The organism is Bradyrhizobium sp. GW821-FHT13H06, from assembly GCF_058803975.1.
The window spans coordinates 708,086-723,681 of record NZ_JBXAPN010000001.1; the positions used below are offsets into that span (position 1 = coordinate 708,086).

The window sequence follows — 15,596 nt, forward strand, 5'->3', positions numbered from 1 at the left end:
GAAGGCGGAAGCGTGCCCACCACACCTGGCTCGATCATGGAGAGATGGTGGGCACGGCGCTACGCGCCTTTGCTCACCCTACAAGAGCGACGATAGCTCTCTCAGCCGTCATTGCGAGGAGCACTTGCGACGAAGCAATCCAGAGTATTTCCGCGGAGGGATCCTGGATTGCTTCGCTACGCTCGCAATGACGGAGAACTAGGAGACAGCCCGCTTCCTCCTCGCGTTCAGCGCGGACGCCACGCGGCTCACGGGCGGCTTGCCCAGCACGCCGCTCATCGCGTTGGTGGCCGCCAGCAGCTTGTCCATGTCGACGCCGGTCCTGATCCCCATGCCCTCGAGCATGTAGACGACGTCCTCGGTCGCGACGTTGCCGGTCGCGCCCGGCGCATAGGGGCAGCCGCCGAGGCCGCCCGCAGCGCTGTCGATGACGCGGACGCCCTCTTCCATCCCTGCATAGAGATTGGCGAGCGCCTGGCCGTAGGTGTCGTGGAAATGCATCGCGAGCCTGGCGGGAGGGATGCTGGCACTGACCGCGCGCAGCATCTCCTTCGCCTTGGATGGCGTGCCGACCCCGATGGTGTCGCCGAGCGAGATCTCGTAGCAGCCGAGCTCGAACAGCGTGCTGGCGAGATCGGCGACCGCCTTCGGCTTGATCTCGCCGTCGAAGGGGCAGCCGAGCACGCAGGAAATATAGCCGCGCACCTTCACGCCATCGGCCCTGGCGCGCGCCAGCACCGGCTTGAAGCGCTCGATGGACTCCGCGACCGTGCAGTTGATGTTGGCGCGCGAAAACCCTTCCGAGGCCGCCGCAAACACCGAGACCACTTCGGCGCCCGCGGCACGCGCGGCGTCATAGCCCTTCTCGTTCGGCACCAGCACGTGGAATTCGGCGCCCTTGATGTGGCTCACTCCGCGCAGAACCGCGTCGGAGCTAGCCATCTGCGGGATCGCCTTGGGCGAGACGAAGGCGCCGACTTCGACCGTTTGGAGGCCGGCCGCGACCAGCGCCTCGACGAAGGCAATGCGGGCCTCGACGCTGACGGGCGTCTTCTCGTTCTGGAGACCGTCACGCGGCCCCATTTCGATGATGCGGACGGGATCGCTCATGTCACTCTCCGGAAGGCTCGACGACGGCGAGCTCGACGCCCTCCTGGACGATGTCGCCGACCTTGCACCTGATCGACTTCAGCACGCCGGCAAAGGGCGCGCGCAGTGTCTGCTCCATCTTCATGACCTCGAGCGTCAGGATCGGCGCGCCCTTCTCGAGCTTCGCCCCCTCCTCGGCGAGCACGGCGACGACCGTGCCCGGCAGGGGTGCCGCGATCTTGTCCTCGCCGGCCTGCTCCTCGCTCTCGCCGCCGAACGGATCCACCCAGTGCAGGTCGAACCGGCCGTTGCGCGTGCGCAAGTAAAGCTCATGGCCGTCGATCACGGCCGCGACGGACGATTTGACGCCGTCGAGCGTCAAGTCGAAGCCGCCTTCCTTCGCCGTGGTCATGAACGCCAGCTCGCGTTCGCCGATCACGAGCGTCGAGGGGCCACTCCCGTAGTTCAGCGTGATCTTCTGCTCCGGCCCGTGCCCGACACGGAAGGCAAAGTTGCGCTGGCGGCGGCCGACCGGCTGCCAGCCGAAGGTCTGCCAGGGCGAATTCGCCTGCGCACGGGCGGCCTGTCGCTCGTCGTTGAGGATCGCAGCCACCGCGGCGCAAAGCTCGAGCTCGCCGGGCGCCGGCGCGGCCTGTGTCAGGACCGCCAGCTCGCGCTCGATGAAGCCGGTGTCGATCGCATTCGTGCGCACCTTGGGATGCGTCATCAGCGCCGACAGGAACGGGATGTTCGTCACGATGCCGCGAACGTCGGACTCTTCCAGTCCCCGATTGAGCCGCTCGATCGCGACGTCCCGCGTCGGCGCCCAGGCGATCATCTTGGCCAGCATGGCGTCGTAGTACGGCGAGACCGCATCACCTTCGCGATAGCCGGCGTCGATGCGCAAGCCTCCAGCTTCTGCCGGCAACCGCCAGGTCGAGATCCTGCCGACCGACGGCATGAAGTTCTTGGTGGGATTCTCCGCATAGACCCGCGCCTCGACGGCATGGCCGTTGAGCCGGATCTCGTCCTGCTTCAGCGGCAGCGCCTCGCCGAAGGCGACGCGCAGCTGCCACTCGACGAGGTCGATGCCGGTGATCAGCTCAGTCACGGGATGCTCGACCTGCAGACGCGTGTTCATCTCGATGAAGAACACGTCCTTGCCGTCGGAGACGAACTCGATCGTGCCGGCGCCGACATAATTCACCGCTCCGGCCGCCTTTCGCGCGGCGGCGCAGACCGTCTCGCGCTGCGCGGCATTGAGGGTCGGCGACGGCGCCTCCTCGATCACCTTCTGGTGCCGGCGCTGCAGCGTGCATTCGCGCTCGAACAGCGAGAGCAGATTGCCATGGCTGTCGCCGATCACCTGCACCTCGATATGCCTGGGATTGTCGACATATTTTTCGATCAGCATGCGATCATCGCCGAACGCCGCCAGAGCCTCGCGCTTGGCGCTGACGATCGCGGGCCCAAGCTCGGCCGCCGAACGCACGATCCGCATGCCGCGGCCGCCGCCGCCGGCGGAAGCCTTCACCAGGATGGGGAAGCCGATCCTGTCCGCGGCCTTGGAAAGCGTCGCCTCGTCCTGGGCCTCGCCGTGATAGCCAGGCACCAGCGGCACGCCGGCCTTCTCCATCAGCGCCTTCGAGCCGGATTTCGAGCCCATCGCAGTCATCATTTCGGCGGTGGGCCCGACGAAGACGAGCCCCGCTTCAAGGCAGGCCTGCGCGAACTCGGCGTTCTCCGACAGGAAGCCGTAGCCGGGATGCACGGCCTCTGCCCCGGTCTTCCGTGCGGCCTCGATCAGCCGCTCGACACTGAGATAGCTGTCGCGGGCCCGCGCGGGCCCGAGCAGCACGGCTTCATCCGCGAGCGCGACATGCATCGCGTCGCGGTCGGCCTCGGAATAGACCGCGACCGTGCGCAGGCCCATGGCGCGGGCGGTGCGGATGACGCGGCAGGCGATCTCGCCCCGGTTGGCGATCAGGAGCGTGCGAAAACGCCGGTAGAGCTTGGAACGGTCCATCGCATCACATCCTGAACAGGCCGAATTTCGTCGGTTCGATCGGCGCATTCGATGCCGCCGACAGGCCAAGGCCGAGCACGAGGCGGGTGTCGGCCGGGTCGATCACGCCGTCGTCCCACAGGCGCGCGGTCGCGTAATACGGGTGCCCCTGGCTCTCATATTGCGCGCGGATCGGCTCGCGGAACTTGTCTTCCTCTTCCTTCGACCAGCTGTCACCCTTGGCTTCGATGTTGTCGCGGCGGACCTGGCTCAGCACCATCGAGGCCTGCTCGCCGCCCATCACCGAGATGCGCGCGTTCGGCCACATCCAGAGGAAGCGCGGCGAGTAGGCGCGGCCGCACATGCCATAATTGCCGGCGCCGTAGGAGCCGCCGATCACGACGGTGAACTTCGGCACGGAGGCGGTCGCGACCGCCGTCACCAGCTTTGCGCCGTCGCGCGCGATGCCGCCGGCCTCGTATTTCTTGCCGACCATGAAGCCCGTGATGTTCTGCAGGAACACCAGGGGAATGCCGCGCTGGCAGCACAGCTCGATGAAATGCGCGCCCTTCAGCGAGCTCTCGCTGAACAGGATGCCGTTGTTGGCGATGATGCCGACCGGATAGCCCCAGATATGGGCGAAGCCGCACACCAGCGTCGTGCCATAGAGTTTCTTGAATTCGTCGAATTCTGAGCCGTCCACCACGCGCGCGATGATGTCGCGCACGTCGAACGGTTTTCTGCCGTCGACGGGCACCACGCCGTAGATCTCCTCCGCCGCAAACAGCGGCTCGCGTGGCGGATGCATGTTCAGGTTCGGCCGTGCCGACGGCTTCAGCGTGCCGACGATGCGCCGCGCGATGCCGATCGCATGGGCATCGTTCTGGGCATAGTGATCGGTCACGCCGGACTGGCGCGAGTGCACGTCGGCGCCGCCGAGCTCCTCGGCGCTGACCACCTCGCCGGTCGCAGCCTTCACCAGCGGCGGGCCGCCGAGGAAGATGGTCCCTTGATTGCGCACGATGATGCTCTCGTCGGACATCGCCGGCACATAGGCGCCGCCGGCGGTGCAGGAGCCCATCACGATCGCAATCTGCGGGATTCCCTGCGAGGACATCTGCGCCTGGTTGTAGAAGATGCGGCCGAAATGCCGCTCGTCCGGGAAGATCTCGTCCTGCAACGGCAAGAAGGCACCGCCGGAATCGACCAGGTAGACACAGGGAAGATTGTTCTGCCGCGCGATGTCCTGCGCACGCAGATGCTTCTTCACGGTCATCGGGTAATAGGTGCCGCCCTTGATGGTGGCGTCGTTGGCGACGATCACGCATTCGCGGCCCGAGATGCGCCCCACCCCCGTGACGACGCTCGCCGAATGCACGTCACCGCCATAGAGGCCATAGGCCGCGAGCGGCGACAGCTCCAGGAACGAGGTGCCGGGATCGACCAGCAGATCGACGCGCTGGCGCGCCAGCATCTTGCCGCGCGCTGTGTGGCGGTTGCGCGAGACCTCGCCGCCGCCGCCGGCCACCTGGCTGAGTTTTTCGCGCAAGTCAGCGACGAGCGCGCGCATGGCTTCGGAGTTGCGCGCAAAGTCGGATGAAGACGGATCGATGCTGGAATGGAGCGGCATGAAAGTCCCGCGTATCTGGTGATCTGACGAGAGGCCGCGAGCAGGTTGGACCAGTCTCGCGGCAATTCCAATTGCGTGCAGGATCTAGGCCGTCTCGGCCATGAGTTCGCGACCGATCAGCATGCGGCGAACCTCCGAGGTGCCGGCGCCGATCTCGTAAAGCTTGGCGTCGCGCCAGAGGCGTCCGACCGGGAATTCGCTGGTATAGCCGACCCCGCCGAGCGCCTGGATCGCCTCGCCCGCCATCCATGTCGCCTTCTCCGCGGAATAGAGAATCGCAGCCGCCGCATCCTTGCGCAAGCTGCGCGCGTGGTCGGCGCGGTCGCAGGCGCGGCCCACGGCGTAGACATAGGCACGCGTGGCCTGCCAGGTCGAATACATGTCGGCGAGCTTGCCCTGCATCAGCTGGAAATCGCCGATCGGCTGGCCGAACTGCTTGCGCTCATGCATGTAGGGCACCACCGCGTCCATGCAGGCCGCCATGATCCCGAGCGGGCCGCCCGAGAGCACCGCGCGCTCATAGTCCAGGCCGGACATCAGCACCTTGACGCCCTCGCCCACCTTGCCGAGCACGTTCTCCTCGGGGACCTCGCACTCGTCGAAGAACAGCGGATAGGTGTTGGAGCCGCGCATGCCGAGCTTGTCGAGATGCTGGCCGTGGGTGAAGCCTTTGAAGCCCTTCTCGATCAGGAAAGCCGTCATGCCGCGCGGGCCGGCCTCCGGATCGGTCTTGGCGTAGACGACCAGCACGTCGGCATCGCCGCCATTGGTGATCCACATCTTGGAGCCGTTGAGCACGTAGCGGTCGCCGCGCTTGTCGGCGCGCAGCTTCATCGAGACGACGTCGGACCCGGCGCCGGGCTCGGACATCGCGAGCGCGCCGACATAGTCGCCGGAGATCAGCTTGGGCAGATAGCGCTGGCGCTGCGCATCGTTGCCGTTGCGGCGGATCTGGTTGACGCAGAGGTTGGAATGGGCGCCGTAGGACAACCCGACCGCAGCCGAGCCGCGCGAAATCTCCTCCATGGCGACGACGTGGGCGAGATAGCCCATGTTGGAGCCGCCATACTGCTCCGGCGCGGTCATGCCGAGCAGGCCAAGGTCGCCAAAGCGCTTCCACAGGTCTGCCGGGAACAGATTGGCTTTCTCGATCTCGGCCGCGCGCGGGGTGATCTCCGCCTCCACGAAGGCGCGGAGCGTGTCGCGCAGCATGCCGATGTCTTCGCCCAGATCGAAATCGATGCTCGGGATGTTCAAGGCGATTTCCTCCGTATTTTGGGGTCCGAACCTAGCCCGGTCCCGGCCCTCTTGCAGTCGAAAAGGTTGCATTTTCCGCCAAACTTGGCGAGGATTTTCAGGAGGGATTTCCGATGCCTTTTCAAGCCGCCACCGCGATCCCGCGCCGCGCCGTCACCCCCGCCGCCTTCGTCCGCGGCGTGGTCGCCGCCTATGAGCGATACGGCCGCGATCCCGCGGAGGCATTGAACCGGGGCCAGGTCGCGCCGGACCTGGTCAATTCTCCGGACGGACGGGTCACCGCCGCCCAATTCGAGGCGCTGGCGGGCCATGCCATGCGCGAGCTCGACGACGAGGCGCTCGGCTGGTTCTCGCGGCGACTGCCTTGGGGCACCTATGGCATGCTGTGCCGCGCCTCGATCACCGCGCCGACGCTGGAGGTCGCACTCAAGCGCTGGTGCCGGCATCACCGACTGGTCACCGAGGATGTGCTGCTCGATCTCGAGCTCGGCGAAGAGACCGCGGTCGTGTCGATCCGTGAGCGACGCGATCTCGGGCCTTGCCGCGAGTTCTGCCTGGTCACCCTGTTCCGCTACGTGCTCGGCTTCTCGTGCTGGGCCGTCGATTCCCGGATCGCGCTCCGCGCGGCTGAATTCCCCTACCCGCAGCCCGGACACGTCTCGGTCTATCCGACCATCTTCTGCCGGGCCGTCCGCTTCGATGCGGACCGCGCCAGCATCATCTTCGACAAGCACTATCTGTCGCTGCCGCTCACGCGCAGCGCGGCCGATCTCGACAACATGCTCAAGGGCGCGTTGCGGCTGACCGTGCTGCCCTACCGGCGCGACCGGCTACTGGTCGAGCGCGTGCGCCGCGTGCTCCGCAATGCGCGCGGGCGCATTCTCGGCGCCGAGGACGTCGCGCGCGAGCTGGCGCTGTCCACCCGCACCATGCACCGGCGCCTGCGCGAGGAGGCAACCTCGCTGCGCGATCTCAAGGAAGAGGCGAAGTTCGAGCTCGCCAAGCAGGAGCTGATGCGCGGCCGCACGCCGATCAAGCGCATCGCGGAGATCGCCGGCTTCCGCAACGAAAAAAGCTTTTCGCGCGCCTTCCGCAGCTGGACCGGGACCTCCCCGCGCGAGTTTCGCGGCCGGTACCGGTGAGCGAGCGCGTGCGCTGCGTGGTCGTCATGAATTGCGGCCCCGAGTTGGATCTCGGAGGCCGCAACATCTCTGAACCGGTCTCGATTGGCGGCGTTAGTTCGAGTTGGTCTGGCCGCCCGACCGGAGCTTGCGCGAGTGAGTCTGCTTCGGCTGCTGGGCGAACGCGTCGTTCGAGGCCTTCGCGCCGCCGCTCTGCGAGCAGGTGCCGCCGATGCCGCCGGCCGCGGCGCGGCACGCTTCCATCGTCGGATAGCCGCAGCCGTGAGCGGCCTGAGCGCCGTTGGTGATGCAGTAGTCTTCCGCCTGCGCTGCGGGTGCGGTCATCATGAGAAACGCGGATGCAAACAGCGTCGCCGCGGATGCGACGAACGTCTTCGAAATCGATGTCATGGTGTCTTTTCCTGCTTCAGGGTCTCACAAAAGAGGCCTCGGCATGCCAACACGCTGAGGGTTCGCCCCTCGCATCTAGGCGGCGCAGGGGAACCGACAATCACGGCTCAGCGCATTGCAGGGCTTCCCAAATCACATGTCACAGTTAGGTGAGTGACTCATGCATCATTGTTCGGATTGCATGAAATTCTGGTTTGGCCGCGCGATAGCATTTCCGATCCTATCCTGCCGGCGCAGCCGCGGCGGCCTCCTGCAACGGCAACGGCACATCCTTGGCGACGCCGAGCACCGGGAAGCTGCGGACGTTCTTCACATCGGGCATCGCCGCGAAATGCAGGAGCTGCTGGCGCATGCTCTCGACGCTCGGCGCCACGCATTTGAGCAGATAGTCGGTGTCGCCGGAAATCCGCCAGCATTGCTGGATGCGCGGGATCGCTGATATCGAGGTCTCGAACGCCTCCAGCACCGGCTGGGCCTGGCTGCCCAGCTGGATCGAGACGAACGAGACCACCTCAAAGCCGAGCCGCCGCTCGTCGATGACGGCGCGCACCGCCCGGATCACGCCGCGGCTGAACAACGATTTCAACCGCCGCAGGCAGTTCGGCGCGGACACGCCGACGCGCAGCGCCAGCTCGTTGTTGCGCACCCGCCCGTCCTGCTGCAGCTCGGATAAGATCTTCAGATCGACGCCGTCGAGCTGGTCACGCCCCGCCATACCCCGCCTCGCCATGAGCTCGTCACGCGAGGCAGCGAAGCACGTGGCGGAATTGATGCCAAGGGCAGAACCCGGGGGCCCGGCGCCGGACGCGACGTTAAACGTACAGGCGGGATGCCTCCCGGCCATCCACGTTCCTTCACGCCGGCCCGCAACGGCAGACGCCGCCTGCCCCTCAATGCGTCCAGGGCTCTCCGCGGCGGAACGAGAAATTGTCCGCATAGGCGACCGGCCGGCGAATCGATTCCTGGGGCTCGATGACCTGGTAGGCGATGCCCTTGCGCTCGCAATAGGCGACCGCCTCTTCCTTGCTGTGGAAGCGCAGCGTGATCTGCTGCTTCATGTCGCCGGACGACGTCCAGCCCATCAGCGGCTCGACCGAGCGCGGCTGCTCCGGCTCGTAATCGAGCTGCCATTCCTTCGTCTTGGACCGGCCGGATTGCATCGCGTTCTTGGCAGGCTTGAAAATGCGTGCGGTCATGACTGGTCCGGGCCTCTTCGTCTTTTCGTTCGATTTCGATGCGTCACGGTGGCAGTTGGTGGAAACCTCAGGGATAGTATAGAGAAACCGATCGGGACTTGATCGGTGATTCCGGCCCCCCGGCCCCTCGCCAACGGTATAGTCATTATGCTGCACCGTGACAATTCCGTACCTGCCTTCGGCGCCGGGATCCCGCCCGGCGGCACTGCCTCATCAGCCTATCCGATCTCTTCGAGAGCTCCCGTCGCATGGCCTTCCTGAACATCAGTGCAACGCTTCCCGACAAGGGCCGCGATCTCCGGCTCGACCTGTTTCGCGGCGTCGCGAACTGGGCGATCTTTCTCGACCATATCCCCGACAACGTCGTGAACTGGATCACGACCCGCAACTACGGCTTTTCCGACGCGGCCGACCTGTTCGTCTTCATCTCCGGCTATACCGCTTCCTTCGTCTATGCGCGGATGATGCTGGAGCGCGGCTTCATCGTCGGCGCCACGCGGCTGACCAAGCGGGTCTGGCAGCTCTATGTCGCCCACATCATCCTGTTCGTGATCTACATCGCCTCGATCAGCTATCTGGCGTTGCGCTTCGGCGATTCCGAGATGATCAACGAATTCAACGTCGCCGGCCTCGTCGACAATGCCACCGAGACGTTGCGCCAGGGCCTGTTCCTGCGCTTCAAGCCGCTCAATCTCGACGTGCTGCCGCTGTACATCGTGCTGATGGGCCTGTTTCCGCCCGTGCTGTGGTTCATGCTGCGCAAGCCCGACCTGACGATGGTCCTGTCGATCGTGCTGTGGCTGGCCGCGCGCCATTATGGCCTGAACCTGACCGCCTATCCGGCCGGTCAGTGGTACTTCAACCCCTATTGCTGGCAGGTGCTGTTCGTGTTCGGCGCCTGGTGCGCGATGGGCGGGGCACGCCGTTCGATGACGCTGATCAATTCGCCGATCACGCTGTGGGTCTGCCTCTTCTATCTCCTGTTCGCGCTGGTCATGACCATGGCCGGCCGCTTCCCCACCCTCGGCGGCATGTTCCCGGAATGGCTGTTCTCGGCCTTCAACCCGAATGACAAGACCAACCTTGCGCCGTATCGCTTCCTCCATTTCGTGGTGATCGTGATCCTGGTGATCCGCTTCGTGCCGAAGGAGTGGCCGGGGCTGGAGTGGAGGGTGTTCGATCCCTTGATCGTCTGCGGCCAGCAGTCGCTCGCCGTGTTCTGCGTCGGCGTGTTCCTGTCGTTCGTCGGCCATTTCGAGCTGTCGATGAGCTCGGGCTCGCTGCTCGCGCAGATCTTCGTCAGCGTCGCCGGCATCGCGATCATGACGACGGTGGCCTATTACATCTCGTGGTCGAAGAAGCAGGACAAGCCGCTGAAGCCGCCACCGCCGAAGCCGGGGGCAGCCGCGACGAAGGCGGCCTGAGCGGGCGCCGCCTTCGGAGCGCGAGGCCTCCGTTGCCCCGCCTGTCGGGCCGGGATCGAATTGACTTGGGTCAACAGAGGGCGGCGCTGTCCCGCATAGTGTCGCCGCGACATGCGCCGCCGCGCCGCCCGCGGCGGACTCCTCTCGCACAAGGCCCGAACCCATGCCCTCTCATTTCCACGCCGTGATATGGATCGACCACTCGCAGGCCAGGATCTTCCATTTCGGCCTCGGCGGCTCGGACGAAATCACGCTGCATCCGCATCTGGCGACACGCCATCTTCATCACAAGGCCAATGCGATCGGCAGCGGCCATGCAGCTCCCGACAAGGCATTCTACACCGAGGTGACCAAAGCCCTCGCCGACGCCGGCGAGATCCTCATCATCGGTCCGGCGAGCGCGAAGACAGAGCTTGCCAGCCACATTCGCGCGAGCGCAGCCGATCTGGCCAAGCGGATCGTCGCGGTGGAAGCGGCCGATCATCCCTCGGACGCCGAGATCGTCGCCTATGCGAAGCGTCACTTCAAAATGCCGCTGCCGCGCGTGCAGACACCGGGCTCGGCAACAGGCGAGCGGCACTCGGGTTAGGACTGCACGGCCTCAACAGCCCGGGGCGCGATGATGTCTCGTCCCGGTCTCAGCGCGCTTCAGGCCGCCTCTTCGCCGTCGAACTCGGTGAATTTCTTGTAGATCCAGTCGCGGCCGTCGCGGCGGCGCCAGACCTTGCCGACCACGAACTGCCCATTGATGGAGCGGCGCGGCACGATCACTGTCCAGAGGTGCCAGATATCGGTCCAGCTGGACTGCGGACCAATGGTCTTGAGGTTGCGATCAAGAGACATGTGGCGGAACTCGCTGGCGTACAACTCAACCGACGGGCGCCGCGACGAACCGTGATCTGTGGTCGCACGGATTGAAGGCCGCCCATCGCGAGCCGGGACAGACCTTGATAACAGCCACCCGGACGGCCGCAACAAACGCTCGCCTTTAACCTAACCGATCAACCTTACTTCTTGGGATGGAGCGGCGAGATCGGTTGTAAGCTGGCGCCGGGTTTTCTAGACTGCATGTGATTTGAGAACGAACGCTGTTTCAGACGCACGTTGATTTTCCAGCTGACGTCGAACTTTGAAAACGACCGGACGTTTGGAAATCATCGACGTGCCGGGATGACAATAATGAAACTGCAATGCGCATCTCTGCGCCTCGCGCTGCGAATGATGCCGCCAGCGTCAGTGGTGAAGACGCCGCCGCAAGAGCGGTTGAACGCCGCCAACGACAACGAGGCGATCTGGCCGTTGCTGCCGTTTCCACCCGGCTGGCACGCGTCGAGCTGACCGGCCCGGCCGGAAAAGCGCAACGCCGCGCAAGCGCAATATCATCGCTTGGCGGCGTCCGTTAGGCATTGGGCGCTGAAATCCCCAACACACATGTGTCGGTGGCGACGCCCAAAGGTTCGATGAATCTTTGGCAATTCTGCGCCGCGCGGCCCCTCACCAGCGCCTTGAAAAATCGCGCAGAAGTCGTGTGGCGCAAGCTATGAACGCCAAGGCTTCGAAGGTCTTGGCTTCGAAGGGCTCGGAAGACCTCTCGCAAACGGCGCACGACGCAATGCGCCGCCTGCCCCGCCTCGGCGATCAAGCCGACTGGGACGTGGCGCTGGACGCGCTGCCGGACGCGTTCTGGGCATTGGTCCCGAGCGCGCCTTGCGCGTTGTAGGTCTGCCCGGACGAACTGCCCTGACTGCCTTGCGTGCTCGCGGAGGTCTCGACCTCTGTGGTGCCGTCGGAATAGGTGATGGTGGTGGTGGTGACGCCGTCGATGGTCATGGAGACCTCGCTGACGATGGTCTTGGCCGAGCCGCCGCCCGATCCCGAGCTTTCACCCGCCGATTGCGAGGACGATTCCGACGAGGTCGATGAGGCGGCCGCCGTCGACGAAGCCTCCGACGTTGAGGATGCCGACGTTGAGGATGCCGCAGACGGTGACGCCGTCGCGGCCGGTACGGACGTCGTCACGGCCGCGGTGGTGGATGCAATCGCGCTGATCGACATGGAGACCTCGCTCGAAGGAGACATTGGGCAAAGCGCCGATTACGCGCCCCCGATCCTCCCTTCAACGCACCCAGCCCGCAAAGCAGGCGCGGCCCCACGAAAAATTCGGCCCGGCAGGCCTTTCATTTTAGGGGCTCGGCCGGAGCAACCAAACGCAGCATCGTGCGTTGCAGGTTTTTCCCACCGATCTCGAGGCGTCCGTGAATGTCAACGATCAGCGCGCCCGCCATGGACGGACAGTGGTCTCGTCTCACGTCCGTGTGAGCAGGAGTGCAGCCGGTGAATTTCTGCGAGCGAGCCGAGACCAATGATGAGCAGGCCGCATGGCAAGGGGGAGCAGTGAGCCAGATCGATACGACCGAGAAATTATCCGACGTCCCGGAGACCGGAAGCTCGCTGTTGCCGCTCCTCGGACTTGGCGTGGCCGGGATTGCAATGCTGGGCTGGATCGGCGCCCTCGCCTGGGTCGCCTGGCGGCTTGTTGACTGGCTGCTGTTCTGAGCGGAGTTGCGGTCGCAGGTCTGCGATCCCATGCCCTGCGAGCCTCCTCGGGACTGGTCGGGGCAGCTGGATTCGAACCAACGACCTGCAGTACCCAAAACTGCCGCGCTACCAGGCTGCGCTATACCCCGAATGTCCGGCGAGCCCCGTCGATACACGCTTCCCAAGGCGCCAGCAAGCTTCCAGAAGGCGCCAGCAAGCTTCCAAAAGGCGCCAGCAAGGCCGGCAATCGCCTCGCCCGCACCTATTTGCTGCCGAACAGAGGGTGGCCGACGCGGTCACCGGGACGGATGCCGTACTTCTGCGCCGTTCCCGCCACCACCTCCAGCACGGCCCGGGCCGGCCCCCGGGACGAGATGATCTTCGTCGACAGCGGCTCGGTGTTCTCGGCGATGCGCAGGATGCGGCCGTCGGCGCGGATGAAGATCATGTCGAGCGAGACGTAAGTGTTCTTCATCCACATCGAGATCTCCTGCTCGGGATTGAAATCGAACAGCATGCCTTTGCCGTCCGCCAGCTCCTTGCGATACATCAGGCCGGTCTCCTTCTCTTCCGCGGTCGTTGCCATTTCCACGGAGAACACCTGCACGCCGTTCTTGGTGACGATCTCGAGCGGCTGGAAGCTGGCGGCGCCGACGGGCGCACTGGTGACGACACAGCCGATGATGACGAGGATGGCGGCAAGCCAGCCCTGCGCAGCGGACCAGGCGGCCTTTCGATCAGAATTCATGGGGCTCTCGAGGCGTGGGGGACTGGGCAAGTCCTTACGCGGCGGCCATTGGAAAAGAAAGAGGCGCGCCGGCCAGCCGGCACGCCTCTGCTCACGATCGCGAGAATTGGTTGTGTTCAGTGCGACTGCAATCCCGGCGATCCGGTCTCGGGATGGATCTCGGCCGCCATCATGCCCTTGGAGCCGGGCCCGAAGCGGACCAGGACGTACTGGCCCGGCCTGAGTTCGGTCATGCCGAAGCGGCGCAGTGTCTCCATGTGCACGAAAATGTCGGGCGTGCCCTCGCCGCAGGTCAGGAATCCGAAGCCGCGCAGCCGGTTGAACCATTTGACCTGGGCCCGTTCCAGCCCGCTGGTCGGAGTGACCGTGACGTGGGTGCGCGGCGGCAGCATCTGCGCCGGATGGATCGCGGTCGACTCGTCCATCGAGACCACGCGGAAGGCCTGGTAGCCCTTGGTGCGCTGAATGCACTCGACGACGATGCGGGCGCCTTCATAAGCGGTCTGGAAGCCGTCGCGCCTGAGCACGGTCACGTGCAGGAGCACGTCGGGCCAGCCATTGTCGGGAACGATGAAGCCATAGCCTTTGGAGGCATCGAACCATTTGATGACGCCATGGACCTCGACGAGATTGGCGCTGGTCTCACCGAGCCCGCTGAAGGGGCTGAGCCCGCTGTCGCGGCCGGCACCGCCGTGCTCGCCCGGCGTCATCCGCCCGGGCGATACTCCCTGCCCGGGAACTCCGAGCTTCTTGGACTCAAATCCGTCCGACGACCCCATAACCCCGGATCCCACACTGCCATGCCACCCGCCCCATTGGCGGCGCTCGAATCACGCGTCTTTTGAAAATGTTCTCAACTCGACGCGACGCGAATCTTCCGACTCAAAAGATAACACTCCCGGTTGAGAGGCATAGACAAAAAAGAGATTCGCCGGAACCTATGAACAGCTTGCATCGCCGCGAATCAAATTGATTCGTCTCAATTGCCGACGAAGGGACCGAGCGTCTCGCCGATGTCGTGATGGATGACGAGGTCGGCGATGTCGTCCTGCTCGGTCGGCTCGCGGTTGATGATGACCAAACGTGCACCGGCGCGCTTGGCCATGAGCGGAAAGCCCGCGGCCGGCCAGACCACGAGCGAGGAACCGATCGCGATGAAGAGGTCGCAGGATTGCGACAGCGCGGTCGCGCGCTGCATTTCGTCGTCCGGCATCATCTGGCCGAAGGAGATCGTGGCGGTCTTCACCGGCTCGTCGCATGCCGTGCAATTGGGCGCCGCGCCATCGTCGTCGAAACGGCGCCTCACCCAGTCGAGCGGATAGGCCTGCCCACATCCGATGCATCTCGCAAAAGTGGTATTTCCGTGAAGTTCAACCACGTGCTCGCTGGCGAAACCCGAGGCCTGGTGCAGATTGTCGATGTTCTGGGTGATGACGGCGGGAACCTTGCCGGCGCGGTAGAGCGAGGCCAGCGCGCGATGGCCGCGGCCGGGCTTCGCTGCGGCGAACACCTCCTCCATCGCGAAGCGGCGGCGCCAGGATTCGTTGCGCGCCTCCCGGCTCGCGACGAATTCGTCGAACGGGATCGGACGGTTGCGCGTCCAAATTCCGCCCGGCGAGCGGAAGTCGGGAATGCCGCATTCGGTCGAGATGCCGGCGCCGGTGAACGGCACGATGGTCCTGGCCTCGGCGATCATGTCGCCGAGCCGCTCGACGCCGCTCTGAAGATCCGATGCGATCAATCGCGCCTCCCGACTCGTTTGGCCTGACAGCAATATGCACAAGCGACAAGATCGCTGACGTACTTATCAAGTGCGAACGCAACGCGCTCGGCAACTTTTTCTTCCGGCCTTCGCTTATCACAATCCTGCAATGCCTCCTCCCCATTGACGCCCCATTCAGAAGCGCCAATGGATGTGTTGACGCGACTCAACGTGATTGCGGCGGCAGCGCTTGAGTTCACATGTGCACATACTCAGGTGTGGAGGGGATTTTCACATGACCGAAGACGAAGAACGCAAAGCGCGCGAGCGCGATGAGATCGCCGCCCGGGTCGCCGCCTTCCGTGCTACGCAGGAGAAGTTCAAGCGCGAGCGCGAAGAATACTTCGTGTCGACGCTGGAGAACGCCCGCAAGGTGGAACGGCCATCGCTCTGGCCATAGCATCGCCGCGCAGGC

Annotated in this window: 18 protein-coding genes and 1 tRNA gene; 6 read left to right on the forward strand and 13 right to left on the reverse strand. The window is 64.9% G+C overall.

Going from position 1 to position 15,596, the window contains the following annotated elements; all coding sequences use genetic code 11:
- Positions 1–198: 198 nt before the first annotated feature.
- The 4 genes from AC1RQP_RS03275 to AC1RQP_RS03290 all read right to left on the reverse strand — a co-directional run bounded on the left by AC1RQP_RS03275 (position 199) and on the right by AC1RQP_RS03290 (position 5,981).
- Positions 199–1,110, reverse strand: a complete 912-nt coding sequence (locus AC1RQP_RS03275; RefSeq protein ID WP_492935912.1) for a hydroxymethylglutaryl-CoA lyase — start codon at positions 1,108–1,110, stop codon at positions 199–201.
- 1 nt (position 1,111) lies between these two features.
- The gene (locus AC1RQP_RS03280; protein ID WP_492935913.1) at positions 1,112–3,115 is read right to left on the reverse strand and encodes an acetyl/propionyl/methylcrotonyl-CoA carboxylase subunit alpha; all 2,004 of its coding nucleotides are present in this window, start codon (positions 3,113–3,115) and stop codon (positions 1,112–1,114) included.
- 4 nt (positions 3,116–3,119) lie between these two features.
- Entirely contained in the window at positions 3,120–4,724 is a 1,605-nt protein-coding gene (locus AC1RQP_RS03285) for a carboxyl transferase domain-containing protein (protein ID WP_492935914.1), read from the reverse strand.
- An 84-nt stretch (positions 4,725–4,808) separates the two neighbouring features.
- Complete coding sequence (locus AC1RQP_RS03290) at positions 4,809–5,981, reverse strand: isovaleryl-CoA dehydrogenase (RefSeq protein ID WP_492935915.1); 1,173 nt, start codon at positions 5,979–5,981, stop codon at positions 4,809–4,811.
- Between the two features lie 113 nt (positions 5,982–6,094).
- Between AC1RQP_RS03290 and AC1RQP_RS03295 the strand changes: the two genes are divergently transcribed.
- Positions 6,095–7,123: an AraC family transcriptional regulator gene (locus AC1RQP_RS03295; protein WP_239623497.1), complete on the forward strand. Its 1,029-nt coding sequence runs from the start codon at positions 6,095–6,097 to the stop codon at positions 7,121–7,123.
- Positions 7,124–7,216: 93 nt separating this feature from the next.
- Here the strand turns inward: AC1RQP_RS03295 and AC1RQP_RS03300 are convergent, their stop codons facing one another.
- The 3 genes from AC1RQP_RS03300 to AC1RQP_RS03310 form a co-directional block, all read right to left on the reverse strand.
- The gene (locus tag AC1RQP_RS03300; protein WP_492935916.1) at positions 7,217–7,513 is read right to left on the reverse strand and encodes a DUF3551 domain-containing protein; all 297 of its coding nucleotides are present in this window, start codon (positions 7,511–7,513) and stop codon (positions 7,217–7,219) included.
- Positions 7,514–7,733: 220 nt separating this feature from the next.
- Positions 7,734–8,228 carry an Lrp/AsnC family transcriptional regulator gene (locus tag AC1RQP_RS03305; protein WP_492935917.1) on the reverse strand — a complete coding sequence of 165 codons (495 nt, stop codon included), beginning with the start codon at positions 8,226–8,228 and terminating at the stop codon, positions 7,734–7,736.
- Between the two features lie 175 nt (positions 8,229–8,403).
- The gene (locus AC1RQP_RS03310) at positions 8,404–8,709 is read right to left on the reverse strand and encodes an ETC complex I subunit (RefSeq protein WP_008567648.1); all 306 of its coding nucleotides are present in this window, start codon (positions 8,707–8,709) and stop codon (positions 8,404–8,406) included.
- A gap of 248 nt (positions 8,710–8,957) precedes the next feature.
- Between AC1RQP_RS03310 and AC1RQP_RS03315 the strand changes: the two genes are divergently transcribed.
- Together AC1RQP_RS03315 and AC1RQP_RS03320 are read left to right on the forward strand one after the other, a co-directional pair.
- Complete coding sequence (locus tag AC1RQP_RS03315) at positions 8,958–10,133, forward strand: OpgC domain-containing protein (RefSeq protein WP_239623494.1); 1,176 nt, start codon at positions 8,958–8,960, stop codon at positions 10,131–10,133.
- Positions 10,134–10,296: 163 nt separating this feature from the next.
- Positions 10,297–10,722 (forward strand): translational machinery protein, encoded by a 426-nt coding sequence (locus AC1RQP_RS03320; RefSeq protein ID WP_239623493.1) that lies wholly within the window; start codon positions 10,297–10,299, stop codon positions 10,720–10,722.
- 59 nt (positions 10,723–10,781) lie between these two features.
- On the opposite strand, the gene AC1RQP_RS03325 is transcribed toward AC1RQP_RS03320, so the two are convergent.
- Positions 10,782–10,976 (reverse strand): hypothetical protein, encoded by a 195-nt coding sequence (locus AC1RQP_RS03325; RefSeq protein WP_061881492.1) that lies wholly within the window; start codon positions 10,974–10,976, stop codon positions 10,782–10,784.
- A 261-nt stretch (positions 10,977–11,237) separates the two neighbouring features.
- Between AC1RQP_RS03325 and AC1RQP_RS03330 the strand changes: the two genes are divergently transcribed.
- Positions 11,238–11,471, forward strand: a complete 234-nt coding sequence (locus AC1RQP_RS03330; RefSeq protein WP_239623492.1) for a hypothetical protein — start codon at positions 11,238–11,240, stop codon at positions 11,469–11,471.
- A gap of 300 nt (positions 11,472–11,771) precedes the next feature.
- Here the strand turns inward: AC1RQP_RS03330 and AC1RQP_RS03335 are convergent, their stop codons facing one another.
- A complete protein-coding gene (locus tag AC1RQP_RS03335) occupies positions 11,772–12,188 on the reverse strand; it encodes a hypothetical protein (protein ID WP_492935918.1) in 417 nt (138 codons plus the stop codon).
- A 279-nt stretch (positions 12,189–12,467) separates the two neighbouring features.
- On the opposite strand from AC1RQP_RS03335, the gene AC1RQP_RS03340 reads away from it, so the two are divergent.
- Positions 12,468–12,689 carry an RNA-binding protein gene (locus AC1RQP_RS03340; protein ID WP_492935919.1) on the forward strand — a complete coding sequence of 74 codons (222 nt, stop codon included), beginning with the start codon at positions 12,468–12,470 and terminating at the stop codon, positions 12,687–12,689.
- 54 nt (positions 12,690–12,743) lie between these two features.
- Here AC1RQP_RS03340 and AC1RQP_RS03345 read toward each other — a convergent pair.
- The 4 genes from AC1RQP_RS03345 to AC1RQP_RS03360 all read right to left on the reverse strand — a co-directional run bounded on the left by AC1RQP_RS03345 (position 12,744) and on the right by AC1RQP_RS03360 (position 15,160).
- Positions 12,744–12,820, reverse strand: a tRNA-Pro gene (locus AC1RQP_RS03345).
- Positions 12,821–12,933: 113 nt separating this feature from the next.
- Complete coding sequence (locus AC1RQP_RS03350; RefSeq protein ID WP_239623488.1) at positions 12,934–13,419, reverse strand: DUF192 domain-containing protein; 486 nt, start codon at positions 13,417–13,419, stop codon at positions 12,934–12,936.
- Positions 13,420–13,535: 116 nt separating this feature from the next.
- Complete coding sequence (locus tag AC1RQP_RS03355) at positions 13,536–14,198, reverse strand: cold-shock protein (protein ID WP_028176456.1); 663 nt, start codon at positions 14,196–14,198, stop codon at positions 13,536–13,538.
- Between the two features lie 200 nt (positions 14,199–14,398).
- Positions 14,399–15,160 carry an SIR2 family NAD-dependent protein deacylase gene (locus tag AC1RQP_RS03360; RefSeq protein WP_492935920.1) on the reverse strand — a complete coding sequence of 254 codons (762 nt, stop codon included), beginning with the start codon at positions 15,158–15,160 and terminating at the stop codon, positions 14,399–14,401.
- A gap of 256 nt (positions 15,161–15,416) precedes the next feature.
- Here AC1RQP_RS03360 and AC1RQP_RS03365 point away from each other — a divergent pair, with 256 nt between their 5' ends.
- Complete coding sequence (locus AC1RQP_RS03365; RefSeq protein ID WP_162832225.1) at positions 15,417–15,581, forward strand: hypothetical protein; 165 nt, start codon at positions 15,417–15,419, stop codon at positions 15,579–15,581.
- Positions 15,582–15,596: the final 15 nt, after the last annotated feature.